General features: G+C 63.6%; 22 protein-coding genes. 3 read left to right on the top strand and 19 right to left on the bottom strand.

Translation table 11 applies throughout. From position 1 onward, the window contains the following. Nucleotides 1-183: 183 nt before the first annotated feature. Nucleotides 184-873 (top strand): transcriptional repressor LexA, encoded by a 690-nt coding sequence (gene lexA / locus art_RS20335; RefSeq protein WP_157875466.1) that lies wholly within the window; start codon nt 184-186, stop codon nt 871-873. Nucleotides 874-1,001: 128 nt separating this feature from the next. On the opposite strand, the gene art_RS20330 is transcribed toward lexA, so the two are convergent. The 3 genes from art_RS20330 to hflX are packed head-to-tail and all read right to left on the bottom strand — an operon-like array spanning nt 1,002 to nt 4,915. After that, the gene (locus art_RS20330; protein ID WP_038467894.1) at nt 1,002-1,229 is read right to left on the bottom strand and encodes a DUF2283 domain-containing protein; all 228 of its coding nucleotides are present in this window, start codon (nt 1,227-1,229) and stop codon (nt 1,002-1,004) included. A gap of 10 nt (nt 1,230-1,239) precedes the next feature. After that, entirely contained in the window at nt 1,240-3,267 is a 2,028-nt protein-coding gene (locus art_RS20325) for an ATP-dependent DNA helicase (protein ID WP_038467893.1), read from the bottom strand. Next, nucleotides 3,260-4,915: a GTPase HflX gene (hflX, locus tag art_RS20320; RefSeq protein WP_082000476.1), complete on the bottom strand. Its 1,656-nt coding sequence runs from the start codon at nt 4,913-4,915 to the stop codon at nt 3,260-3,262. The genes art_RS20325 and hflX overlap by 8 nt, the downstream gene beginning before the upstream one ends. Nucleotides 4,916-5,112: 197 nt before the next feature. Between hflX and art_RS20315 the strand changes: the two genes are divergently transcribed. Continuing rightward, nucleotides 5,113-5,700: a class I SAM-dependent methyltransferase gene (locus art_RS20315; protein ID WP_325169866.1), complete on the top strand. Its 588-nt coding sequence runs from the start codon at nt 5,113-5,115 to the stop codon at nt 5,698-5,700. Here art_RS20315 and dapF read toward each other — a convergent pair. The 7 genes from dapF to art_RS20280 form a co-directional block, all read right to left on the bottom strand. After that, nucleotides 5,697-6,632 (bottom strand): diaminopimelate epimerase, encoded by a 936-nt coding sequence (dapF, locus tag art_RS20310; RefSeq protein WP_038467889.1) that lies wholly within the window; start codon nt 6,630-6,632, stop codon nt 5,697-5,699. The genes art_RS20315 and dapF overlap by 4 nt on opposite strands. A 9-nt stretch (nt 6,633-6,641) precedes the next feature. Next, a complete protein-coding gene (gene miaA / locus art_RS20305) occupies nt 6,642-7,583 on the bottom strand; it encodes a tRNA (adenosine(37)-N6)-dimethylallyltransferase MiaA (RefSeq protein WP_052136838.1) in 942 nt (313 codons plus the stop codon). Next, on the bottom strand, nt 7,580-9,127 hold the full coding sequence (miaB, locus tag art_RS20300; protein ID WP_052137041.1) for a tRNA (N6-isopentenyl adenosine(37)-C2)-methylthiotransferase MiaB: 1,548 nt from the start codon (nt 9,125-9,127) through the stop codon (nt 7,580-7,582). Before miaB ends, miaA begins: the two co-directional genes overlap by 4 nt. Nucleotides 9,128-9,353: 226 nt before the next feature. After that, nucleotides 9,354-10,709, bottom strand: a complete 1,356-nt coding sequence (locus art_RS20295; protein ID WP_162182080.1) for a lytic transglycosylase domain-containing protein — start codon at nt 10,707-10,709, stop codon at nt 9,354-9,356. Continuing rightward, nucleotides 10,702-11,229, bottom strand: a complete 528-nt coding sequence (locus art_RS20290) for a regulatory protein RecX (RefSeq protein ID WP_038467883.1) — start codon at nt 11,227-11,229, stop codon at nt 10,702-10,704. The genes art_RS20295 and art_RS20290 overlap by 8 nt, the downstream gene beginning before the upstream one ends. A 9-nt stretch (nt 11,230-11,238) precedes the next feature. Beyond that, a complete protein-coding gene (gene recA, locus art_RS20285) occupies nt 11,239-12,291 on the bottom strand; it encodes a recombinase RecA (RefSeq protein WP_038467881.1) in 1,053 nt (350 codons plus the stop codon). Between the two features lie 338 nt (nt 12,292-12,629). Continuing rightward, on the bottom strand, nt 12,630-12,851 hold the full coding sequence (locus art_RS20280; RefSeq protein ID WP_038467879.1) for a DUF3046 domain-containing protein: 222 nt from the start codon (nt 12,849-12,851) through the stop codon (nt 12,630-12,632). Nucleotides 12,852-12,921: 70 nt separating this feature from the next. Between art_RS20280 and art_RS20275 the strand changes: the two genes are divergently transcribed. Continuing rightward, entirely contained in the window at nt 12,922-13,395 is a 474-nt protein-coding gene (locus art_RS20275; protein ID WP_038467877.1) for a MarR family winged helix-turn-helix transcriptional regulator, read from the top strand. A gap of 180 nt (nt 13,396-13,575) precedes the next feature. Here the strand turns inward: art_RS20275 and art_RS20270 are convergent, their stop codons facing one another. The 9 genes from art_RS20270 to dapB form a co-directional block, all read right to left on the bottom strand. Continuing rightward, nucleotides 13,576-14,016, bottom strand: coding sequence for a helix-turn-helix domain-containing protein (locus art_RS20270; RefSeq protein ID WP_038467875.1), 441 nt, complete (start codon nt 14,014-14,016; stop codon nt 13,576-13,578). A 146-nt stretch (nt 14,017-14,162) separates the two neighbouring features. Then, nucleotides 14,163-14,651 (bottom strand): CinA family protein, encoded by a 489-nt coding sequence (locus art_RS20265; protein ID WP_325169865.1) that lies wholly within the window; start codon nt 14,649-14,651, stop codon nt 14,163-14,165. Nucleotides 14,652-14,654: 3 nt separating this feature from the next. Further along, nucleotides 14,655-15,245: a CDP-diacylglycerol--glycerol-3-phosphate 3-phosphatidyltransferase gene (gene pgsA / locus art_RS20260; protein ID WP_038467873.1), complete on the bottom strand. Its 591-nt coding sequence runs from the start codon at nt 15,243-15,245 to the stop codon at nt 14,655-14,657. 55 nt (nt 15,246-15,300) lie between these two features. Continuing rightward, complete coding sequence (locus art_RS20255; protein WP_038467871.1) at nt 15,301-18,198, bottom strand: DNA translocase FtsK; 2,898 nt, start codon at nt 18,196-18,198, stop codon at nt 15,301-15,303. A gap of 216 nt (nt 18,199-18,414) precedes the next feature. Then, complete coding sequence (locus art_RS20250) at nt 18,415-20,106, bottom strand: ribonuclease J (protein WP_038467869.1); 1,692 nt, start codon at nt 20,104-20,106, stop codon at nt 18,415-18,417. 2 nt (nt 20,107-20,108) lie between these two features. Then, nucleotides 20,109-21,014 carry a 4-hydroxy-tetrahydrodipicolinate synthase gene (gene dapA, locus art_RS20245; RefSeq protein WP_038467868.1) on the bottom strand — a complete coding sequence of 302 codons (906 nt, stop codon included), beginning with the start codon at nt 21,012-21,014 and terminating at the stop codon, nt 20,109-20,111. Between the two features lie 305 nt (nt 21,015-21,319). Continuing rightward, a complete protein-coding gene (locus art_RS20240) occupies nt 21,320-22,126 on the bottom strand; it encodes an alpha/beta fold hydrolase (protein ID WP_038467866.1) in 807 nt (268 codons plus the stop codon). A 105-nt stretch (nt 22,127-22,231) separates the two neighbouring features. Then, nucleotides 22,232-22,684, bottom strand: coding sequence for a hypothetical protein (locus art_RS20235; RefSeq protein WP_038471209.1), 453 nt, complete (start codon nt 22,682-22,684; stop codon nt 22,232-22,234). A 43-nt stretch (nt 22,685-22,727) separates the two neighbouring features. Next, nucleotides 22,728-23,486 carry a 4-hydroxy-tetrahydrodipicolinate reductase gene (gene dapB / locus art_RS20230; protein ID WP_038467863.1) on the bottom strand — a complete coding sequence of 253 codons (759 nt, stop codon included), beginning with the start codon at nt 23,484-23,486 and terminating at the stop codon, nt 22,728-22,730. Nucleotides 23,487-23,514 lie beyond the last annotated feature (28 nt).

Here is a 23,514-nt window from a genome sequence, read left to right as displayed (position 1 = left end):
TGATCGAACAAATGTTTGAAATTGGCACCTATGTGGCTTAAACTTGTGGAACAAGGATTGGCCGCTAGATGCAGTCCACCAGCAGGCACTGACATTGTTCAGCGCAGCCACGAAAGGACCTACGGAATCATGGAGCTTCCAGACCCACCGCACCGCATCCCCCAGGCACCCAGCCGCGCCGGCATGAAGGGGCTCACCGTTCGGCAAAAGAAGATCCTTGAGTGCATCCAGCGCTCCATTGCAGACAAGGGCTATCCGCCCTCCATGCGTGAGATCGGCGACTCCGTTGGGCTTGCCAGCCTGTCGAGTGTCACGCACCAGCTGACCCAGCTCGAACGCCACGGCTACTTGCGCCGCGATCCCAAGCGGCCCCGTGCCATGGAAGTGCTCATCCCCCTCGTCCTGGACGACGGCAACGTTGAGATTCAGGGCGTCAGCTCCCCCAAGGCGTTGCGCAGTTCCAACGGCCTGAACTTTGCCGAACTCAGCAGTTCCTCGGACACCGCCTTTGTGCCGCTTGTCGGGCGCATAGCGGCCGGCGGACCCATCCTGGCCGATCAGGCGGTGGATGACATCATGCCGCTGCCACGCCAAATCGTGGGCAGCGGTGAGCTGTTCATGCTCAAGGTGCAGGGGGATTCCATGATCGATGCCGCCATCTGCGACGGTGACTGGGTGGTGATACGGCAGCAGAAAACGGCAAACAATGGCGACATCGTGGCCGCGCTTCTCGAAGACGAAGCCACGGTGAAGACGTTCCGCCAGCGCGACGGCCACATCTGGCTGCTGCCGCAAAACACCCGCTATGAGCCCATCCTTGGCGACCATGCCACCATCATGGGCAAAGTGGTCTCGGTGCTCCGCAGCCTCTAACCGCTCGGCTTTCCAGCTTGGTGGCAGCAATGTAGAGGGCACCCCGCCGCCCGGCGGGGTGCCCTCTACATTGCTGCCACCATTGCTGCCATTTTTTCAGCGGAGAACGGCACCCCTTGAGCTGCTATTTAGTCCAGTGCTGTCGCAGCCGCCAGCACTTCCGGGGAGAGCACAGCCGAGGCAGACAGCACCTCAACTCCAAGCAGGTGGCCGGCGTCATCAAAATCCAACGTGATTTCGCCTCGACCTCCCGGAGTTTGAATTGAGTGAAGTTGCTGGCTTGCCTGCCCGGGCGTGAGGGGCCCGCCAAGCCGGATATAAGCTGCGTCTGCCGGCGCGTCGTAGCTGATCTGCATGTCCGTGCCGCTATTTGCCGGATAGCCGCTGCAGTGCCGACAGGGCAACTGTGCGGTCCTTGGTGGACCAGAATGGTGGCAGGGCAGCCCGCAGAAATCCCCCATAGCTGGCGTTTGCAAGGCGTGAGTCGAGTACTGCCACCACGCCGCGGTCCTCGCTTGAGCGGATCAGGCGGCCCACGCCCTGTGCCAGCCGCACGGCGGCATGTGTTGCGGAGATAGCGATGAAGCCGTCCCCGCCGCTTTGCGCCACAGCGCGGGCGCGGGCGGTGACCAGCGGGTCATCTGGGCGAGGGAACGGGATTCTATCAATCACCACGAGCCGGCACGAGGCTCCCTGCACGTCAACGCCTTGCCACAACGACATGGTGCCGAACAGGCAGGTGTCCGGTTCGTCGGCAAATTCCTTGATCAGCCCGGACATGGATGAATCTCCCTGGCACAGGATCTTCACCTTCAGTTTCTTGCGCAGTTTCTCTGCCGCATCCTCCGCTGCCCGCCGGGAGGAGAACAAGGCCAGGGTGCCGCCGCCGGCGGCCGTGATCAGCGCAGCCAGTTCATCCAATTGCTCAGGCGAGGTGCCAAAGCCTGGTTTTTGCAGGTGCGCCGCCACATACAGCATGCCTTGCTTGGGGTAGTCGAAGGGAGATCCGACGTCGGCCCCGCTCCAGCTGGGTGCGCTGGGACCGAGCAGGCCCAGTCCCCCGGCCGTGGCTTGGAAGGAGTCGCCGATGGCCAGAGTGGCGGAAGTCAGCACCACGGTGCGCTCGGCAAAAAGGCCCTCACGCAGCTTCATGGCAACACTGAGCGGGGCGATGTTGATGACGGCGGGTTCGCTGGCATCCGCCTTTTGGTAGCCCTTGCCCGGGGCGAAGGTGCCGGGGCGCGATGCCCACACCACTTCACGGGCATCCGCTGCCGCCAAAAGGCGTTCGCACAAGTCAAAGATCAGGTTCAGCCGTGACCTGGCGATGGAACGCCCGCCGTCGACGGACGCGTTGCCGTCGGGTTTCGAATCCGACAACGCCGCACGGACGGCATCACGGACCTGCTCAATGGCCTGGCTCTGTGCTTCGTTGAGGCCGTTGGGCATGAGCCCTTCGGCGACACCGGCGAGGACAAAGTCCAGTGCCGTGGCGCTGGCGTGCAGCGCATCAACGGAAACGCCCGTGTGCTTGCGCGTGCTGGAGGCTGCGGCCTGCACCATCTGGACAGAGAGCTGTCCCGTAACGGCCCCCGTGACCCGGTCCTGCAGCTCGTGGGCTTCGTCGACAACCACAACATCATATTCGGGCAGAACGGCAATGCCCTCGAAGGCGCTGATGGCCAGCATGGCATGGTTGGTCACCACAATGTCCGCGTCGGCCCCGCGAGCCCTGGCCAGTTCGGAGAAGCACTCGGTGGCCAGGGGGCATTTCGCCGCGCCCAGGCATTCCATGGACGTGACGGAGACCTGCCGCCAGGCCTTGTCCGTGACGCCGGGGACAAGTTCGTCGCGGTCTCCGGTGTCCGTGTCCTGCGCCCATTCACGCAGCCGCACCACTTCCCTGCCCAGCGCCGAGGTGGGGCCCGTTCCGGCCGCCGGCAGGTGGGCAACGCTGGTGTCCTCGCCCAAGCTGAACAGGGCACCCTCCCCCGTGTCCTCGGTGGGGAAGCCGCCGCCCAACTTCTGCTTGCAGACATAGTTGCTGCGCCCCTTGACCAGGGCCACGTCGATGGGTCGCGGCAGCACCGGATCCAAGGCGGCCAGCAGGCGAGGCACGTCACGCCCGACAATCTGGGCCTGCAGGGCAAGCGTGGCCGTGGCCACCACTGAGGGTTTGTCGCTTGTCAAGGCATGGACGATGAGCGGAATCAGGTATGCGAGGGATTTTCCGGTGCCGGTTCCCGCCTGGACCAACAGGTGTTCGCCGTTCTCAATGGCGGCGACGACCTTGCGCACCATTTCATGCTGGCCGTCGCGGCGTTGGCCACCCATGGTGGCCACTGCGCGGTCCAAAAGCTCCAGGGCCTGCTGTGACAATTCGCTCTCAGGCATGGTGGACAAACGGTTCAACTTCAGCAGCCAGGTCCTCACGGACCCGAACGCTGGCAAGCGTGCCGTGCTCGCCATGTTCCAGGCTGACAATTTCAGCGTCGCTGCGATGCAGCTTGTTCAAAACATCGCCGCGGTCGTAGGGAATCATCAGTGTCAACAAGACGCTGGGGTGCGGAATGCCTTCGCTGATCGCGTCAAGGAGCTCCTGGATGCCCTGTCCCGTGCGTGCCGAGACCACCACGGTGCGGGGTTCTCGCTGGCGCAGCCGTTCAACGACGAAGGGATCGGCAATGTCAGCCTTGTTCAGGATGATGATCTCGGGGATCTGCAGTGCACCAACCTCGGCAAACACCGATCGCACGGCTGAGATCTGCCCTTCGGGATCAGGGTGTGAGGCGTCCACAATGTGCAGGATCAGGTCTGCATCGGCCACTTCTTCCAGTGTTGAGCGGAAGGCCTCAACGAGCTGAGTGGGCAGGGCGCGGACAAAGCCCACGGTGTCCACCAAGGTGTACCCGAGGCCATCGGCAGTCTCGGTTTTCCGGACCGTGGGGTCAAGGGTGGCGAACAACGCGTTTTCAACGAGCACACCAGCGTCCGTCAGGCGGTTCAGCAGCGATGACTTACCCGCGTTGGTGTAGCCGGCAATGGCAACTGAAGGAACACTGTTGCGCTTGCGGTTGGCGCGCTTGGTTTCCCTGGCGGGCGCCATGGCAGCAATTTCACGGCGCAGCTTGGCCATGCGGTTGCGGATCTTGCGCCGGTCAAGCTCCATTTTGGTTTCACCTGGACCGCGCGAGCCGATGCCGCCACCAGCGGCGCCAACCCGGCCGCCGGCCTGGCGGGACATGGACTCACCCCAGCCGCGAAGCCTCGGCAGCAGGTATTCCATCTGCGCCAGTTCAACCTGGGCACGGCCTTCACGTGACTGGGCATGCTGGGCAAAGATGTCAAGGATCAAGGCGGTGCGGTCAATAACCTTGACCTTGACGACTTCTTCCAGCGTGCGCCGCTGCGACGGGGAGAGATCCCCGTCAATAATCACTGTGTCAGCGCCCGTGGCATGAACGATTTCCTTGAGCTCCTGCGCCTTTCCCTGTCCAAGGAAAGTGGCCGGGTCGGGTTTGGCACGGCGCTGCACCAACCCGTCCAGAACCTCAGAACCGGCCGTTTCAGCCAGGGCGGCCAGCTCCCGCAGGGAGTTCTCGGCGTCCGCCATGGTCCCGCCGGACCACAGCCCGGCCAAGACCACCCGTTCCAGCCTCAGCTGGCGGTATTCAACTTCGGAAACGTCTTCAAGTTCGGTGGACAAACTCGCCTGGCGGCGCAGGGCCTTGCGGTCTGCCAGTTCACTTTGGTCACCGTCAAAGCGGCTGTGCTGAAAATCAAGTGAGGAAACGGCCTGTGCCGAACCAGCCAAGGGCCGGGCTGTCGGTGTTCCCTCATAGGGGTCCTGCTCCTCAAGCTCGGACTCTGCACGCACAGCATGGCCAGCCGCCGCATCCTTGGCCAGGATCCGGTCAATGACCGCCTCAATCTCGGCGGCAGAGAGTTCCTGCGCGGATTCGTCGGGACCGTGCGGTGTTGTTCCGCCGCTTTTGGGCTGTGATTTATCGTCGGAACCATGGTGTGCAGATGCGTTGGACATATTCTCCTTATAGGCGCTTACCCTCAATCGTAGTCCGGCCCGCCCACACGCACACCTTCGCAACCACATTCCTGTGGATAAACGGTGCTGCGGTTAGGTGCGCCTAGATACACAAACACGGATTTGGGCACTAATCTGGCATGACTATGGGTACTCAGGGTGCAGAGCACTATTTCAGTTCACAACCGGCGACGCCGATGAAACGTCGACCCCTCAGCGTGGTCCTGGCCGGGGAAAAACGCCAGCTCCAAACGGCGGGTGGCATCTTCAGCCCCGACGGCGTGGACAAGGGAACCATCATCCTGCTCAACGAGGCGCCGCCGCCAGCCACAGAAGGCAATCTGCTCGACATTGGCTGCGGCTGGGGCCCCATCGCCCTGACCTTGGCCCTGCGGTCCCCGGACACAACCGTTTACGCCGTGGACGTCAACGAGCGCTCCATCGAACTGACCCAGGACAACGCCAAGGCGCTCGGGCTGGATAATGTGAAGGCGTCAACGCCCGACGCCGTCGACCCGGACCTGCGCTTCAACACCATCTGGTCCAATCCGCCGATCCGGGTAGGCAAGTCCGAGCTGCACTCGATCCTGCTCATGTGGCTGCCCCGGCTGGCGCAGCACGGCAACGCCTACCTGGTGGTACAAAAGAACCTTGGCTCGGATTCCTTGCAGCGTTGGCTCGCAGCCGAATTGGCCGACCACTTCCCGGAGGCCGGTTTCACCGTCAGCCGTGACTCCACGCACAAGGCGTTCCGCATTCTCCGGGTAACCCGCAGCAACACCTAAGGCAGCAGCCCTTCGGCAAGCACGCCTTCGGCCACCATGACGGCAGGACCACTGAGTTCCACGTGCTCACGCCCCCCGGGCCCCTGGAAAAACCGCACACCCACCACGCCGCCGGGCACCGCGACCAGCCATGAGTCCGGCGCCTGGCTTCCGGCCCAGAACCGGGTGGCGGCAGCCGCGGCACAGGCACCCGTACCGCAGGACAGCGTCTCCCCCACGCCACGTTCGTGGACGCGCATACTGATGTGTCCGACGTCGTCCATCACCAACGGCTCGGCCGGCACCGCAAACTCCACGTTCGTTCCGTGCGGGGGAAGCGGTGCCACGGCGGGCGCGGTGGTGAGGTTCACGGCCGCCAGTTCGGCAAGGTCAGCCAGCGCCACCACCGTGTGGGGGTTGCCCATGGTTATGGACAAGGCGGGGCGCTGCACCGGCAGACCGGCCGCCTCCACCAGGGAATCAGTGCCGCGCACGGCGGCGTCCTCGGGGTGGATGAAATCCCAGGGCCCCATGTCCACGCGGTAGCCGTCAGCAGTCCGGGTCACCACCTTGACACCGGCACGCGTGCCAATGGCCAGCTCGTCGCCGGCTCCCAGCTCCACGAGGCCCTGCGCAAGCAGAAAGTGCACGAAGACGCGCACCCCGTTGCCGCACATTTCAGAGCGTGAGCCGTCGGCGTTGTAATAATCCATGAACCACTCAGCATCCGGCTGGGCTGCCAACAACGCGGCACCTTCGGGCACGTGCCGGGAGCGAACGGCCCGGATCAGCCCGTCGCCGCCGAGTCCGCGGTGGCGGTCGCACAGCCTGGCGATCTGCTCCGGCGACAGCCCACGGGTGCCGTCCGGGTCGGCCAACAGCACAAAGTCGTTGCCGGTGCCATGGCCTTTGGAAAAGCGCATGCCTGTCAGGGAGGTTTCGGGTGAAGTCATGTTTTAAGACTAAAGCACGCCAGACACGAGGGCTGCGGCGGCCGTGCCAAGATCCGGCGCGGACCAGTCAAGCCAGTGCACGCGGGGGTCGCCACGGAACCAGGTGAGCTGGCGGCGGGCAAATTGGCGGGTGGCGATAATGGTCTCCTCACTGGCTTCCGCCACTGTGGATTCGCCGTCAAGGACGCGCAGAAATTGCTGGTAGCCCAGCGCCTTGTGGGCGGTGCGGCCCTCGCGCAAACCTTCGGGAATGAGCGCTGCAACCTCATCGAGCAGTCCCTGTTCCACCATTCGATGCACGCGCCCGGCCAGGCGTTGGTGAAGATCGCCCCTGTCGCCGTTCAGTCCAATCTGCACCGTGGGGCACACGTACTGGCGCTGTGGCATGAAGGAGCTGAAGGCCCTGCCGGTCAGCTGGTGGACTTCAAGGGCCCGCACCACGCGCTTGCCGTCGTTGATGCGGGCTGCGGACACCGGGTCCACCACAGTCAGGCGGGCCAGCATCGCGGGCAGCCCGTACCGTTCCAGCTCCGCCTCAAGGGCTGCCCTGAGCTGCGGATCGGTGCCCGGAAATTCCAGGACGTCAATGGCGGCCCTGTTGTAGAGCCCCGAGCCGCCCACCAGGATGGGCAGCTTGCCGCGGGAGCGGATGTCTGCGATGGCCGTGCGGGCCAATTGCTGGAACGCGGCCACCGTGGTGTCCTCGCGGACGCTGAGGAAGTCCATCAGGTGGTGCGGGACGCCGCGCCGTTCCGCGAACGCCAGCTTGGCCGTGCCGATGTCCATGCCTCGGTAAAACTGCATGGAGTCTGCGTTGACGGCTTCACCGTCAAAATGTTCTGCCAGCGCCAGGGCCAGTTCCGACTTGCCGGAGCCGGTGGGGCCCACAATCGCCACCAAGGGAAGGGCTGCCGGTCTGCTCCCCTGGGGAGCTGCGTACTGTTGGCTCACGCTGTCCGGACCGGAAGCGAAGGCATGCCCAGGCTGACTTTCGGCCGGGCGCCGTCGGACGTTCCGGTGGTGGGCGTGCCGCAGGAATCAGCCTGGGCGAGATCCCAGGCGTCTCCTGCACGCGAGCGGCGCAGCTTGTAGTCAGCCACGGTGGGGTCAGCGACGAGGTGGAAGGCCGCAGCCTCCGTAATGGTGAGCGTGACAAGATCGCCGGGGCGCGGTGTTTCAGCACCGTCGGGGACACTGAAGTGGACGAGGCGCTGGTCCTGGGCACGGCCGGACAGCCGGTTTGTTTCAGCCGCCTTGCGCCCGGATTGTGCCGTGACCATGACCTCGACCTGGCGGCCGAGCTGCTTGGCGTTTTCCTCGGCAGCGATCCGATCCTGCAGCGCGGTCAGGCGCAGGAAGCGTTCCTGGACCACGTCCTTGGGCAGCTGATCCGGGAGATCGGCGGCGGGTGTGCCGGGGCGCTTGGAGTATTGGAAGGTGAAGGCGGTGGCAAAGCGTGACTTTTCAACGACGTCGAGCGTGGCTTGGAAGTCCTCCTCGGTCTCGCCAGGGAAGCCGACGATGATGTCGGTGGAAATGGCGGCGTGCGGCATCTGTTCGCGCACCTTGTCCAGGATGCCCAGGAATTTCGCGGAGCGGTAGGAGCGGCGCATGTCCTTGAGTACCTTGTCGGAGCCGGACTGCAGCGGCATGTGCAGCTGGGGCATGACGTTGGGGGTCTCGGCCATGGCGGCGATGACGTCGTCGGTGAAGGCTGCCGGGTGCGGGCTGGTGAAACGCACCCGCTCCAGGCCCTCGATCTGCCCGCAGGCGCGCAGCAGCTTGCCGAAGGCGAGGCGGTCACCGAACTCGACGCCGTAGGAGTTCACGTTTTGGCCCAGCAGCGTGACCTCGATGGCGCCGTCGTCCACCAGGGCCTGGATTTCGGCCAGGATCTCACCGGGCCGGCGGTCGCGCTCCTTGCCGCGCAGGGAGGGCACGATGCAGAAGGTGCAGGTGTTGTTGCAGCCCACGGAGATGGAGACCCAGCCGGAGTAGACCGCATCACGTTTAGTGGGCAGCGTGGAGGGGAAGACGTCGAGGGATTCCAGAATTTCCATCTGCGCGTCGGTGTTGTGGCGGGCGCGTTCCAGCAGGACCGGCAGGGCGCCTACGTTGTGCGTGCCAAAGACAACATCCACCCAGGGGGCGCGTTTTTGGATGGTGTCCCTGTCCTTTTGCGCCAGGCAGCCGCCCACGGCGATCTGCATGCCTGGATTGCTTTCCTTGACATGGGCCAGCATGCCCAGGTTGCCGTAGAGCTTGTTGTCGGCGTTCTCGCGGACGGCGCAGGTGTTGAATACGACGACGTCCGCGCTGGGGCCCACGGGCTGGCCGTGCCCGTCAAGTTCACCTGTGGCATTTGAATCATCGAAGGCGACCATGCCCGCCGTTTCCAGCAACCCGGCCATGCGCTCGGAGTCATGGACGTTCATTTGGCAGCCGTAGGTGCGCACCTGGTACGTGCGGGGCTGGCTGGCAGGGGTTGCTGCGATTGCTACGGTTGCGGAAGAATCAACGCTGTCTTGGATCAGGCTCACCGTACAAGCTTAAGACCTGTCACCGCGTATAGGCTAAACCGCCCGAGCGGTGGGCAGGCTGCGTGGGTGGGCTGAGTGGGCGGGCTCGGCCCACCGCACCGAGGGACCGTTGAACCGAGGGACCCGTTGGACGGGCCGCTGGCGAGCCGCTGGCGAGCCAGTCAACCTAATCAGCTGGGAATCAGTACCAGCCGATGGTTTGGGAATGGTCCCATGCGCCGCAGGGCGAACCGTACCGGCCCTGGATATAGCCAAGGCCCCAGGTGACTTGTGTCCGATAGTTGGTGAGCCAGTCATTGCCGACATCGCCGTACCTGCTGGGCTGCAGCGCCTGGGCGATTCCATAGGCCCCGCTAGAGGGGTTGGTGGCATTGGTGCGCCAATTGGATTCCCGTTCCCACAGATTATCGAGGCACTGGAATTGGTCCTGCCCCCATCCAAAGGAGCCCAGCGAGCCGGCAGCGTAAGCCTTGGCGCCTGCGGGGTCGTTGACTGCCCCACCGGGGAGGTTGGGTTCCAGGGCTCCCGATCCGCCGGGTGGGGTTACCACAGGCGGCTCCGGCACGATGGGTTCGGGCGCTGGCTGCGGGGCTGCTTCAGGCACAGGTTTCGGTGCTGGAACCGGTTTCGGGGAGGGTGCTGGCACTGGGTCGGGAAACGGTTTGGACTCCGGCAGCGACTGATGCTTTGGGGTGTTGTTTTCCGCCTCGACGGCGCGCCGGGCGGCATCATCCGCTTTGCGTTTGGCGTCCTGGACTTGTTCGTAATGTGCCAGCGCAGTTTGGCCCTGGCGGTATTCGCGTTCCTGCGCATCGGAGGTGCCCTTCAAGAACGCCAGTTGAGCGACAAGGGTGCTGCTTTGTTCTTGTTGGGTTTCGATCTGCCGGTTCAGGGCAGATTGCGCGGCCACTGCAGCGTCCCGGGCAGTCACTGCTTGGGCGGTCAATTCCTTGTGGACTACCAGTGCGGATTCCCGCGTCTTTTGCAATTCGGTAGCCGCTGCTTGCGATTCGCTGGCGCGGGCTGCCTTGATGGCCGACCGTTCACCGATTTTCTGCAGCAAGTCCACCCCGTTGAGATTCTTTGCCGATTCCAGGTCCGCGATGGTAGCAATGACCCCGAAGTTCGCCCCGCCGTTCTTGTAGCTTTGCACCGCTACGGCGACTGCTTCTCGCGTGTACTGCTGGGCTTGCTCGTCGGCCCTTTGCGCTTGGGCGTTCAGGATGGTGACTTGCGCGGTCACCGCATCAAGTGTTTGTTGGGTCGTAGCGTAGTCGGCCCCTGCCTGGACGGCGGCATCCCCCAGAACGCCGGCCTCGTTGTCCAGCATGTCCAGCAGTTGTGAAATATTGCCGACCTGTGCGGCAGCGGCCGCCGCGTCATTCTTGGTTTTCTCCACGTCGGACCAGCTGGGAAATCCAGAGGGCGGACCGTCCTCGGCCTGCGCCGGTACGGCGAAGAAGGAGCAGGCAGCAACAACCCCTGCCGCAGCACAGGCGACAAGGATTCGTTGCAAAAATGCATGCCTGTTAGTCATCTTGCAGGCTCGCTTCAATGACGTCGGAAACCATGCCAAATGCCAGGGACGGGTTGAATCCCTTGCGCGCCAGCATACCCACCCAGCGGCGCGTGTACTTCTCACGCTCCAGCCGGTCATTCAGATCGATCGAACCCCGCAGCTTGCGGCGTACGAGCTCCTTGCCCTGCTCGAGTTCGGTGTCATCATCGATCTGGGCCAGGGCTGCTCCGGCCAGTTCCGGCGCAATGCCCTTGTCAGCCAATTCCCGCTTCAAGGCGCCCCGAGCCAGTGACTTGTGCTGGGACCTGCTGCGCACCCACATCTGCGCAAAGTCGCCATCATCGATGAGCTTGACCGCTTCAAATCGGTCGAGCACGGCTTCGGCCACATCTTCGGGAATGTTACGTTCGGCAAGCTTTTGGCTCAATTGGTGCCTGCTCTTGGCGGAATTCGCCAACTGTCGCAGCACAATGGACCGGGCCACCGACGCGGGATTCGCGTCGGGGTCCAGTTCCGGTGCCGGGCGGGCGCTATTCACTCAAGTTTCCTAGAAGCCGTCAACTGCTTTGAGTTTGGGGGCTGCTTCTTCTTCAGTCTCGGCAATGACGCCCACTCCCAGCTTTGCCTTGATGAGACGCTCCAGTTCATCTGCCAGCTCCGGGTTGTCCTTCAAAAAGCGCCGTGAGTTCTCCATGCCCTGTCCCAGCTGGTCGCCGTCATAGGTGTACCAGGAACCTGATTTGCGGATGATGCCGTGTTCGACACCCATGTCGATGATTCCGCCTTCACGCGAAATGCCTACACCATAGATGATGTCGAACTCGGCGATCTTGAACGGTGGGGCCATTTTGTTCTTGACGACCTTGACCTTGGTGCGGTTGCCAACGGCGTCGGCACCCTCTTTCAAGGTCTGGATGCGCCGAATGTCAAGGCGGATTGACGCATAGAACTTCAGCGCCTTGCCACCGGTGGTCGTTTCGGGGCTGCCGAAGAACACACCGATTTTCTCCCGCAGCTGGTTGATGAAGATGGCGGTCGTCTTGGTCTGGCTCAGGCGCCCGGTGATCTTACGTAGAGCCTGGCTCATGAGGCGGGCCTGCAGGCCAACGTGGCTGTCACCCATGTCGCCTTCAATTTCGGCACGGGGCACAAGGGCCGCCACGGAGTCAATGACGATGACGTCCAGGGAGCCCGAACCGATGAGCATGTCCATGATTTCCAAGGCCTGCTCACCCGTATCCGGCTGCGACACCAGGAGCGCGTCAGTGTCTACGCCGAGTTTGGCTGCGTATTCCGGGTCAAGCGCGTGCTCGGCATCAATGAAGGCTGCAATGCCACCAAGCTTCTGGGCACTGGCCACAGCGTGCAGGGCCAACGTGGTCTTTCCGGAAGACTCCGGCCCGTAGATCTCCACGACGCGTCCGCGTGGCAACCCGCCTATGCCTAGAGCGACATCCAGGGCAATGGACCCCGTGGGGATTACTTCAATGGGTGCCCGAACATCGTCACCCAGGCGCATGACTGAACCCTTGCCGTATTGCTTGTCAATCTGGGCAAGTGCTGCTGCCAGCGCTTTTTCACGGTCTGCGGGAGCGGCCATGATTCACCTCGGTCTTTCCTGTGCGCCGTTTCCGGCTCCAAGCAACTGCGCGATTGGCGCAACGCCCGGTTAGTGGTCTGATGCAAACTCAAATGGTCCCGTACTGCCAGACGGCTGCCCGGCATGCTGCTGATGGAACCTGACAGCAGCTAATTAACTTGTTAGCTAAAACGCTAGTTCAAGGGTCTGACATTGTCTGCGGTCTGCAAGCTCAAACGCCTAAATTGTGGACAACTATTTAACTTGCCCACAGCTGGACACACAGTAACTATAGTTTCCATCGAATAGATATTCGAAGATTTGCCCGTGGCGTGTCGCGGAGTCGTTGTTTGCTTCCGTTAGTCCTTGGCAACAATGTCACGGCCCAGCCAGCGCGACTCCGGGACATCCTGGACCTTGCACACTTCAAGCCAGATTTTCCTCGGCTCATAGCCGGCACGCAGGGCTTCGCTGGCGGTATTGCCGCCAACACCGCTCAAGACCAGGTCCCGTGCCACAACACGGGAATAGGAGGGGCTAAATTCCTCATCCATCAATCGCCAAAATTCACTTACTCGCACCCGACTATTCTTGCATGCCTGCGCCGTTTAATGGGGCGCGGGATCCCACACCGGCGCATAGACTTGTGCCATGACTAGTAGCGACCCACACCAGGCGTCCGGGAACCCCGGCAAGGTTGCGGCCATGGAAGACCTTGATCTCCAGTTAAGTTTGTTGTGGCGGCGCGCCCGGGCCATCAACTACCAGCTCACTCGCAGCGTTCATTCTGATTTGGAGCCCGCCGCCTACGGACTGCTGTCAGTGCTGTTGCACCAGGGCCAGATGCGCCTGACAGATCTTGCCAAACACATCGGCGTGGGCAAACCGTCGATCAGCAGGCAGATCGCCTTGTTGCTGAATATCGGGCTGGTGCAGAAGGAAGATGATCCGGTCGATGGCAGGGCCCAGCTCATTGAGCTGACCGACGCCGGTAGGGAAAAGATGAGCCTGATCCAGACCGGCCGGCAAAATGCGTTCCATGCCCGGCTCAAGAATTGGGACGAGGCCGAGCTGGCCACACTGGCCACACTGCTGGCCAAACTCAACACCGAATACACGCGCTGACTCCCAACTGAGCGAGCGAGCGTTCCTCAAAAGACCCCCACAACTGAGCGAGCGTCGCCAGAAATCCAGCCATATGTGAGCGAGCGTCTGTGAGCGAGCGTCGTCTTTAAAGCACTTGGCCCCTCCAGCACGGAGGGGCCAAGTAACGTTAGTGGCTGCCCGACACCGCGGGCAGCTGGATTAGAAGGAGTTGGACACGAGGCCCTTGTTCAGTTCTTCGGAGAGTTCCTCGTTCAGGTCCCTGCCGTAGCGGGCGGAGAATTCCTGGGGAACGGTGTCCGGGACGGCCACGCCTTCGGCAATGGCCAGACGGTCGCTGACTTCACGCAACATCAGTGACAGCGGTACGTCAAGGGCGGAACAGATAGAGGACAGCAGCTCTGAGGATGCTTCCTTCTGCCCACGTTCCACCTCACTGAGGTAGCCCAACGAGACACGTGCATTGTGTGAGACTTCACGGAGTGTGCGGCCTTGACGTTGACGCACATCCCGGAGGACGTCACCAATTTCGTGGCGTAATACCACCATCTTGCGCTCCTTCTGCTGATGCGGTTTTGCGTCTGCCAAACCCACATCCCGCCAGCGCACTACGCCGTTTACGGATACGGGTTGTTTCACCATTGGTATCGCCTTGCTCCTTGTTCGATCACTGCAGTCCATTTCGCTTGCGCCATCCGGGAGGATCCCGAATAGACGCTTTGTCCGCTTGGTGTTCCCATACTAGAGCGAATGGCCACCATTTGCGTTCACTATGACTAACTATCTGGTCACAACTTTTGTTCCCCGGCAGCTTTAACAACCTGTTCAAGCAGCGAAATGGCTTCCTGTGTGGCCGCCACCCTGATCGTTTCCCGGTCGCCGGCAAAGTGGTATTCATAGGACTGCACCTCCCCGTCGAAGGCCACTCCTATATATACGTGCCCGACGTCCTTGCCCTGGTGCGGTTCCGGTCCGGCCACGCCAGTTGTTGAGATGCCGACCCTGGCCCCGGCAGCCGCGCACACACCCAACGCCATGGCGCAGGCAACGTCAGGATCCACCGCTCCCTTGTCCCGTAACAATTCGGACGACACGCCCAACAGCCGTTCCTTGAGCTCATTTTGGTAGGCGATGACACCGCCCTGCAACATGGCCGAGGAGCCGGGCACCTGGACAATCGTTGCCGCGACCATACCGCCGGTCAGCGACTCGGCAGTTGCCACGGTGATGTTGGCAGCGACCGCTGCGGTGACAAGTTCAGCAAGGCCCGTCAGCACCGCTTACCTCCGCGCCCGGCCGGCAGTGCGCAATTGCCAGGCCTTCACGAGGTAATCCCCACCCGTCACAACCGTGACGGCCAGGGCAATGAGCATGATGACCAGCGCCACGACCGAGAGCCATGAAATAGCTGGGGTGACGGGCAGCAGATAGACAAAGATCGCCAGCGTCTGCAGCACCGTCTTCAGCTTGCCGCCCTTGGACGCCGCCATGACGCCGTAGCGGATGACGACAAATCGCAGCAGGGTGATCCCCACTTCACGCACGAGCATGACGATGGTGACCCACCACCACAGCTCCCCCACCGCCGAGAGCATGATCAAGGCGGAGCCGATCAGCAGCTTGTCGGCGATCGGGTCGGCAATCTTGCCAAAACTGGTGATGAGGCCGCGCGCGCGGGCGATGTCACCGTCGAGCTTGTCAGTATAAATGGCCACGACAAAGAGGACCACGGCCAGCCAGCGCAGCGCACCGTAAGCGCCGTCGTCGGCCACGAAGGCCCAGACGAAGAACGGCACCAGCACAATCCGCAAAAGCGTCAGTGCGTTGGGCAGGTTCCAGTTTGAAGGGCGTGGCGCCACCGGTTCAGTCACAGTGCAAGGCTATCGGCAAAATGGCTGGCGGCGGCATTGCGTGCCGGCCCGCCCACTATCGTCCCGTCAACGACCATGCGTCCTCGCCACCCTCATCGTCGTCGTCGCCGTCGTTGTACTCCACTGCCTGCGGACGGTTGGCCAGGTCATCGGCCACCAGGTCCCCGCCCCAACCGTGGTTGGCGTTGGCGTTCTCGGCCAGCGCCGCTGTCATGGGGTCAACGGCAGGTGCCGGTGTAACGGATGAAGGTTCGACGCCGGATCCCCCACCCACAGGTCCGTCACCGCGGATGGCGGCGAGGGTTTCGGCGAGGTCGTCAGGCTTGACCATGACGTCGCGGGCCTTGGATCCTTCAGAGGGTCCCACGACGCCGCGGGATTCCAGCAGGTCCATGAGCCGGCCCGCCTTGGCGAAGCCCACGCGCAGCTTGCGCTGGAGCATGGAGGTGGAACCGAACTGTGTGGTCACGACGAGCTCGGTGGCCTGCAGCAGCAGGTCCATGTCGTCTCCGATGTCGTCCTCGATGACCTTCTTGGGCGCCTCGACGGCAACGTCGTCTCGGTAGGTGGCCTTGAGCTGTCCCTTGACATGGTCGACGACGGCCTTGATTTCAGCCTCCGTTACCCAGGCGCCCTGGACACGGACCGGCTTGGACTTGCCCATGGGCAGGAACAAGGCGTCACCCTGGCCCAGGAGCTTCTCGGCGCCGGGCTGGTCGAGTACCACGCGGGAGTCGGTCACGGAGGAGGTGGCGAAGGCCATGCGGGAGGGCACGTTGGCCTTGATCAGGCCCGTGACCACGTCCACGGACGGACGCTGGGTGGCCAGGACCAGGTGGATGCCGGCGGCGCGGGCCAGCTGGGTGATGCGCACGATGGAATCTTCCACGTCGCGCGGGGCCACCATCATGAGGTCGGCGAGTTCGTCCACAATCACCAGAAGGTACGGGTACGGCCGCATGATGCGCTTGGAGCCGGCCGGCGGGTGCACGCTGCCGGCCTTGACGGCCTTGTTGAACTCGTCGATGTGCTTGAAGCCAAAGTTGGCGAGGTCGTCGTAGCGGGTGTCCATTTCCCGCACCACCCATTGCAGTGCCTCGGCGGCCTTCTTCGGGTTGGTGATGATGGGGGTGATCAGGTGCGGCACGCCCTCGTAGGCGGTCAATTCCACCCGCTTCGGGTCAACCATGACCATGCGCACCTCATCCGGTGTGGCACGCATGAGGATCGAGACGATCATGGAGTTCACGAAGGACGACTTGCCGGCACCGGTGGCACCGGCCACAAGCAGGTGGGGCATCTTTGCCAGGTTGGCGACGACGAACCCGCCCTCAACGTCTTTGCCCACGCCCATGACCATGGGGTGTTCGGTGCGGCGGGCGTTGGCGGAGCGCAGCACGTCGCCGAGCACCACGATTTCCTTGTCGGCATTGGGGATCTCGATGCCAATGGCGCTCTTGCCGGGGATGGGGCTCAGGATGCGCACATCCGAGGAGGCCACGGCGTAGGAGATGTTCTTGCTCAGCGCGGTGACGCGCTCCACCTTGGTGCCCGGGGACAGTTCAATTTCGTAGCGTGTCACGGTGGGGCCGCGGCTGAATCCTGTCACCTGGGCGTCGACGTTGAACTGCTGCATGGTGTCGGTGAGGGCCGCAACCACCGAGTCATTGGCTTCCGTCGCGTCCTTGCCGGGAGGTCCTGCCGGCAGGAACTCGGAATCGGGCAGCGTGTAGGTGACATCGCCGGAGAGCTGGAGTTGTTCCGAGCGGGCCGGGATGGGTGTGGGCGGCATGGCCGGCGGGGCCGGGAGTGCCTGGGTTGCGGCGGAGTCCGCAGTGAACACGCTGGAGGGGTGCGCGGCGGCGACCACGCCGATCGCCTCGGTGACGGGTTCGCCGTCGGGCGCCTGGAGATCGTAAACGTCGCTGGCGGTGGGCAGTCCCTGCCGGGCCTTGATCTTGTCCGCGGCCAACTCGTCGCGGGTGGGCCGGCGCACTCCGGGCCGCACGGAAGGCGAGTTCGACGCCGGATCCTGGGTGCCGCCGTCGTCCTCGCCAATGAGGGGGGTGGCGAAGGCTTCGGTGATGGCCAGCCCCGCATCCTCAGCGTCCGCCTCGCGGGCCGCTTTCGCCCGGGCACGCAGGCTGCGCGGCTTCTTGGGCGCGTCCTCATGGTCGTAGAGGTAGCTCTGGTCGTGGCCGTCGGCGGTGTTCCCCTGGGCGGGCTCGGTGCCCATGAGCAGCTCGTAAATGCCGCGCAGGCGTCCGGGGATGTGGCGCACGGGGGTGTTGCTCAGGACCAGCAGACTGGCGAAGGCGACTATTGAGTACAAGATGATGGCGAAGAGCGGGCTCAGGCTGGCGACGCTGCCGCCTGCCACCACCCCCACCATGCCGCCCGCGGCGCTGATGCCGTCGAAGCCGTCGGCGATGTTGGGGTTGCCGCCTGCCACATGGGCGATGGCGCAGCCGGCGAGGGTCGCGATGGAGAAGCCCAGGGCCACGCGGTTGTTCGTGGACATGTTGCTTGGCTGCCTGAACACGAGGACGGAGAAAATCAGGAACATCGGCGGGAGCATGGCGGCAAACCAGCCGAAGGTGCCCTGGAAAACGGATTGGACGACAGTGGCGACGGGCCCGCCCAGGCCCCACCATTCAAAGGTGGCGATGCCGACGGCCAGGATGATGAACAGCAGTCCCGCGCCGTCGCGGCGTTCCTCGTGCGGCATGTCCGATTTGTCGGTGCCCATGCGGCGGATGGCGCCACCAATCAGGTGGCCCAAACCCTGCCATAATCCGACGACCAGGCGCAGCGGCCACACCAAGTGGGCCTCCGGTGGGGTTGCGGAAGATTTGCTGCGGGGCGCCGGTGTCTTCGTGGTCTTGGGGGTGCGCGACGAAGCGCCACCCTTTTGACCGGCGGAGGAACGGGCGGGGGAAGAACGAGTCGCCATGGTTCTACGGTACCTTCCTGCGCCAAACATATGCCGAATTTGGGCCCTGAACGGCACGTGGTGGAGGGCACAGGGTGAGCTGGGCGCGCTGTTGCGAAACCGCTGCACAAATGCCGCACTTTGCCGGAATTGCCATAGTTTGATCCATGGCAATTCCGGCAAAATGCGGCATTTTTCACAAAGTGCGGCATTTTTCGAGTGCGTCGGGCTCCGGGACTACGCTTCCAGGACCACCGGGATGATCATGGGGCGGCGGCGCAGCTTGCGGTTGACCCAGGTGCCGATCACACGGCGCACCACCTGCTGGAGCTGATGCACGGTGTGGTCGGTGCTGGCCATGACGGCTTCCTCAAGGGCTGCGGCGATCTTGGGCTTGATCTCATCAAAGACGGAATCATCCTCGGCAACACCGCGGGCGTGGATGTCGGGGCCGGAAACGATCTTGCCGGTGGCCCGGTTCACCACCGTGATGATGGAGATGAAACCCTCGTCGCCCAGGACACGGCGGTCCTTCAGGTCGGCGTCGGTGATCTCGCCAACGCTGTGTCCGTCCACATAAACGAAGCCACATTCAACCTGGCCAACAATGGACGCCACGCCGTCCACCAAGTCGATGACGGAGCCGTCGTCGGTGAGCAGCACGTTTTCCGCCGGCACGCCGGAGGAGATGGCAATGTTCGCGTTGGCGATCAGGTGGCGGGTCTCGCCGTGGACGGGCATGACGTTCTTTGGCGTCAGGATGTTGTAGCAGTACAGCAGCTCGCCGGCGGCGGCATGGCCCGAGACGTGCACCTTGGCGGTGCCCTTGTGGATGACGTCGGCGCCGAGCTTCAGCAGTCCGTTGATGATCCGGAAAACGGCGTTTTCGTTGCCGGGGATCAGGGAGGAGGCCAGGATGACGGTGTCGCCCGTGCCCACGGTGATCTTGTGGTCGCCGTTGGCCATGCGGGACAGCGCGGCCATGGGCTCGCCCTGGGACCCGGTGGACATGAGGACAATCTTGTCATCCGGCAGGTTCTCAACGTTTCTCAGGTCAACGAGCACGTCGGCGGGCACATGGAGGTAGCCCAGCTTCTCGGCAATACCCATGTTGCGGACCATGGAGCGGCCCACAAAGGCGACCTTGCGGTCATGCGCGACGGCGGCATTGAGCACCTGCTGGACACGGTGCACGTGCGAGGAGAAGCTGGCCACGATGATGCGCTTGTCAGCCTTGCCAAACAACGCTTCAAGGGTGGGCCCGATCTCGGCCTCGCTCGTGGTGAAGCCGGGGACGTCTGCATTGGTGGAGTCGACCAGGAACAGGTCAACGCCTTCCTCGCCCAGGCGGGCAAAGTGGCGCAGGTCGGTGATGCGCCCGTCCAGCGGGAGCTGGTCCATTTTGAAGTCGCCGGTGTGCAGCACGGAGCCGCCAGCGGTGCGGATGAACACGGCCAGCGCATCGGGGATCGAGTGGTTGACGGCAATGAATTCGCACTGGAACGGGCCCAGCGCCTCAACTTGCTCTTCCTTGACCGTGAGCGTGTAGGGCTTGATGCGGTGCTCCATCAGCTTCGCCTCAATCAAGGCAAGCGTCAGCTGGGACCCGATCAGGGGGATGTCGTTGCGCAGGCGCAGCAGGTACGGCACGGCGCCGATATGGTCCTCGTGGCCGTGCGTGAGTACGACACCCACTACGTCGTCGAGACGGTCTTTGATGTAGGAGAAGTCGGGCAGAATCACGTCCACGCCGGGCTGGTCTTCCTCGGGGAACAGGACACCACAGTCAACGATGAGCAGCTTGCCGTCCATTTCAAAGACGGTCATGTTGCGGCCAATTTCACCAATGCCACCCAGGGGGACGATCCGCAGGGTGCCCTTGGCGAGCGGCGGCGGGGTCCTTAGCCCTGGTTCAGTCATTTGGGTCATGGTTACACTTCCATTCCAGCTTCCGCAAGGTCAGCTTTGATCAGCGCGATCTCGGCCTCGCCGGGCTCCACGAGAGGCAGCCGGACAACCGAGTTGGACAGGATTCCCTGCCACTTGAGAATTTGTTTGACGGCCACGGCGCCCTGCACGTGTCCCATGGTGGCCCGGATGACAGGGTCCAGCTCAAAGTGGATGCGGCGGGCCGTGGTGAAGTCCCCCGCTGCGGCGGCGTCAATGAGCGCGCGGAACTGTTTTGCCGCCACATGGGCGCTCACACTGACCAGTCCGACGGCGCCCGCGGCCATCAGCGGCAGCGTCAATCCGTCGTCGCCCGAGTAAACATCGAGGTCGGTGTTGGCCAGGACACGGGTGGTTTCGCTGAAATCGGCCTTGGCGTCCTTCAGCGCGGTGATGCGCGGGTGGTCCGCCAGCTTGATGATGGTTTCGGTGGTGATGGGGACACCGGCACGGCCGGGAATGTCATAGATCATCACGGGCAGCTCGGTGGCGCCGGCGATGGCCTCAAAGTGGGCCTGGATGCCGGCCTGGCTGGGCTTGTTGTAATACGGGGTGACGATGAGCAGGCCGTCGATGGCCAGCTTCGCCGCACGCTGGGACAGGCTGATGGAGTGGCGGGTGTCATTGGTTCCGGTGCCGGCGATCACGCAGGCGCGGCCGCCCACAGCATCGATGACAGCCTGGAACATGCCCAGGTTCTCCTCGTCCGTCAGGGTGGAGGTTTCGCCCGTGGTGCCGGTGACAAGGATGCCGTCGCAACCGTCGTCGACCAGCTTGTTGGCCAGTTCCCCGGCAGCCTTGTAGTCCACTTCACCGCTGGCGGTGAAGGGGGTGACCATAGCGGGCACCAAGGTTCCGAAGGGGCGGGGGGAGATTTCAATGGCAGACATGGGTAAAACGTTACCCGCTACTGGGGGTTTTCTTACAACGTGTCCATAGCCGGGCCGTGGAAGGTTCAGTCGCTGCACCCGGGCAGTGACCCACCCCCTGCCAACGCTCTCTCACCGGCTTCCGGCAAAATGGCTCCGATCCCGCTTTCGCAAGCCCGGGATCCTGGGCTTCCGAAAGCGGGATCGGTGTCGAAAACCAAGACGGGTGGGCGGGTCGGCCAGGAGCACCCCGTTGGGTGAGCGAGCGTTCGCCAAAACACCCCGATAGGTGAGGGCGGGTTCGTGGCTTAGATGGGGTTGGTCACTTAGAGGGAGTTGGCGGCCTGGATGGAGTGCAGGAACGGCAGCCAGTGGTCCAGCACTGGCCCGGACGGGAACAGGGTTGAGCCGTGGTTGCGGCCGGGCAATTCGATGAAACGGGCCTGGGGCATGAGTGCTGCTGCATGCCGGGAATCCTCACAGCGGGAAACGTCCTCCGTGCCTGCCATGAGCAGGGACGGCGTACTGATGCCGGCCAGGGCTTCCTCGGAGACGGGCGCGTCGGCCTGGGTTTGGGTGAAGTAGGCGCGCAGTGCCGCACCGTCATTGGCCAGGAAGGCGGCCCGGGTCTGCGCATCAAGGGGCCGGCCCAGCTGCGCTTCCCAGCCGGCGACAAAGGCGGGCATGCCGCCTTTGCCGAGGGCGCCGTCGTACTCGGGAAAGAACAGCCGGCCAATGCTGCCCGGGGCAATCCGATAACTGCCGCCCAGCGAGGTGAAGGAGAGCAGGCGCTCCGGGGCGGCCACGGCGAGGGAGAAGCCCATGCGGGCGCCGACGGAATAGCCGCCGTAGTGCGCGGCGGGGGCGTCTGCGGCATTCAGCACGGCGAGGGCGTCCGCCACCAGGGTGTCCATGGCGTAGTCCGAGGGCGCGGTGGGCTTGGCGCTGCGGCCGTGCCCGCGCAGGTCCATGGTGATGACCCGGAACTGCTCCCGGAATGCCTTCGTGTAGCCAAATCCGCGCCAGATGGCCTTGCTCAGGGCGCTGCCGTGGACCAGGAGCAGCGGCACACCCTCCCCCACCGAGTCCCAGGCTAGTTCGACGCCGTCACCCGGGTTGTGTGCGATGGGCATGATTCCTCAACTCTCCAAAATTCGAGTACGCAGTTGTTGGACGAAAAACGCTAGGAAAGCGCTTGCACCGTCCAACAACTGCGTACTCGATGGTAGTGGGGTGGCTTAGGGGGTGGTGCGGAAGAGGGCGATCGCGTCGCGCATGGCCTTGCGGGCACGCTTGCGGTCCCCGGCGGCGTCGTAGGCGCAGGAGAGCCGGAACCAGGACCGCCAATCATCCGGAGCAGCTTCGGCTTCGACCTTGTATTTTTCAAATTCCGCGTCCGCGGCCGCGCGGACGATACGTCCGCCCGGCGTGCGTGGCAGGTTATCCTCGGGCAGTCCGCCTTCGGCGTCAAGGACCTTCGCCATCGACTCGGTGCGGGCACCAAACAAGATCTCGCTGACAAGCGCCCAAGCGGCGACAAACGGGATGACCAGGTACGCGACACCCATGAGCTTGGCGATCCAATCGGAGTCGCCCACCAGCAACACGGCGCGCTGGAGCATGACCACCAGGTAAAACACAAGCAGCAGGGCGATCAGCCCCACCCAAACCTTTGTCTTGGTGATTTTCATTCGTGCAGCTTTCGTAGCGGTTTCCGCCTGATTGGCCACGTCCCTAGCCTTCCAGGTCAAGGTAGCCGTCGAGCCCAAGGGTGAGCCCGGGACGGGTGCCAACGGTGCGCACGCCCAGCAGGACCCCGGGCATGAAGGATTCGTGGTTGAAGGAGTCGTGGCGGATGGTCAGCGCCTCACCGTGGCTGCCGAACAGCACTTCCTGGTGGGCCACGAGCCCGGCCAGGCGCACGCTGTGGACGGGGACCCCGTCGATGGCGGCGCCGCGGGCGCCGTCGATCTCGGTTTCGGTGGCATCGGGGGCTGCGGGAACGCCTGCCTCGCGGCGGGCCGCGGCAACGAGTTGCGCCGTGCGCAGGGCCGTGCCCGAGGGGGCGTCAACCTTGCGGGGGTGGTGCAATTCAATGATTTCCACCGAGTCAAAGTACTTGGCGGCCTTCGCGGCAAAGTGCGTGGCAAGCACCGATCCCAGGGCGAAGTTCGGGGCGATGAGCACGCCCGTCTGCGGGTGTGCCGCCAGGAGCTCCTCCAGTCCGGCCAGGCGGGAGGCATCCCAACCGGTGGTGCCGACCACTGCGTGGATGCCGTGCTCAACGGCAAAGTGGACGTTGGTCTGTGTGGAATCGGGGACGGTCAAGTCGACGACGACGTCGACGCCGCGGTCAACCAGGATGTCCAGGGAATCGTTGCGGCCCAGGGCTGCCACCAATTCCAGATCCGGCGCTGCGTCGATGGCCGCAACGGCGGCCGTTCCCATTCGTCCCTTGGCGCCGAGCACGGCCACCTTCAGCAATTCACTCATGGGTTTAAGCCTACTGGGTTTTGCCGGG

Origin of the sequence: Arthrobacter sp. PAMC 25486 (genome assembly GCF_000785535.1) — a bacterium.
Classification (GTDB): Bacteria; Actinomycetota; Actinomycetes; order Actinomycetales; family Micrococcaceae; genus Specibacter.
Note: the sequence above shows the minus strand (reverse complement) of the source record. Positions and strands in the feature narration are given on the sequence as shown.

Bases quoted from the DNA above. Each gene is read 5' to 3' on its own strand.
- lexA (WP_157875466.1), top strand. From the start codon at position 184: ATGAAGGGGCTCACCGTTCGGCAAAAGAAGATCCTTGAGTGCATCCAG.
- art_RS20330 (WP_038467894.1), bottom strand. From the start codon at position 1,229: ATGCAGATCAGCTACGACGCGCCGGCAGACGCAGCTTATATCCGGCTT.
- art_RS20325 (WP_038467893.1), bottom strand. From the start codon at position 3,267: ATGCCTGAGAGCGAATTGTCACAGCAGGCCCTGGAGCTTTTGGACCGC.
- hflX (WP_082000476.1), bottom strand. From the start codon at position 4,915: ATGTCCAACGCATCTGCACACCATGGTTCCGACGATAAATCACAGCCC.
- art_RS20315 (WP_325169866.1), top strand. From the start codon at position 5,113: ATGAAACGTCGACCCCTCAGCGTGGTCCTGGCCGGGGAAAAACGCCAG.
- dapF (WP_038467889.1), bottom strand. From the start codon at position 6,632: ATGACTTCACCCGAAACCTCCCTGACAGGCATGCGCTTTTCCAAAGGC.
- art_RS20295 (WP_162182080.1), bottom strand. From the start codon at position 10,709: ATGACTAACAGGCATGCATTTTTGCAACGAATCCTTGTCGCCTGTGCT.
- recA (WP_038467881.1), bottom strand. From the start codon at position 12,291: ATGGCCGCTCCCGCAGACCGTGAAAAAGCGCTGGCAGCAGCACTTGCC.
- art_RS20275 (WP_038467877.1), top strand. From the start codon at position 12,922: ATGACTAGTAGCGACCCACACCAGGCGTCCGGGAACCCCGGCAAGGTT.
- art_RS20270 (WP_038467875.1), bottom strand. From the start codon at position 14,016: ATGGTGAAACAACCCGTATCCGTAAACGGCGTAGTGCGCTGGCGGGAT.
- art_RS20255 (WP_038467871.1), bottom strand. From the start codon at position 18,198: ATGGCGACTCGTTCTTCCCCCGCCCGTTCCTCCGCCGGTCAAAAGGGT.
- art_RS20250 (WP_038467869.1), bottom strand. From the start codon at position 20,106: ATGACCCAAATGACTGAACCAGGGCTAAGGACCCCGCCGCCGCTCGCC.
- dapA (WP_038467868.1), bottom strand. From the start codon at position 21,014: ATGTCTGCCATTGAAATCTCCCCCCGCCCCTTCGGAACCTTGGTGCCC.
- art_RS20240 (WP_038467866.1), bottom strand. From the start codon at position 22,126: ATGCCCATCGCACACAACCCGGGTGACGGCGTCGAACTAGCCTGGGAC.
- art_RS20235 (WP_038471209.1), bottom strand. From the start codon at position 22,684: ATGAAAATCACCAAGACAAAGGTTTGGGTGGGGCTGATCGCCCTGCTG.
- dapB (WP_038467863.1), bottom strand. From the start codon at position 23,486: ATGAGTGAATTGCTGAAGGTGGCCGTGCTCGGCGCCAAGGGACGAATG.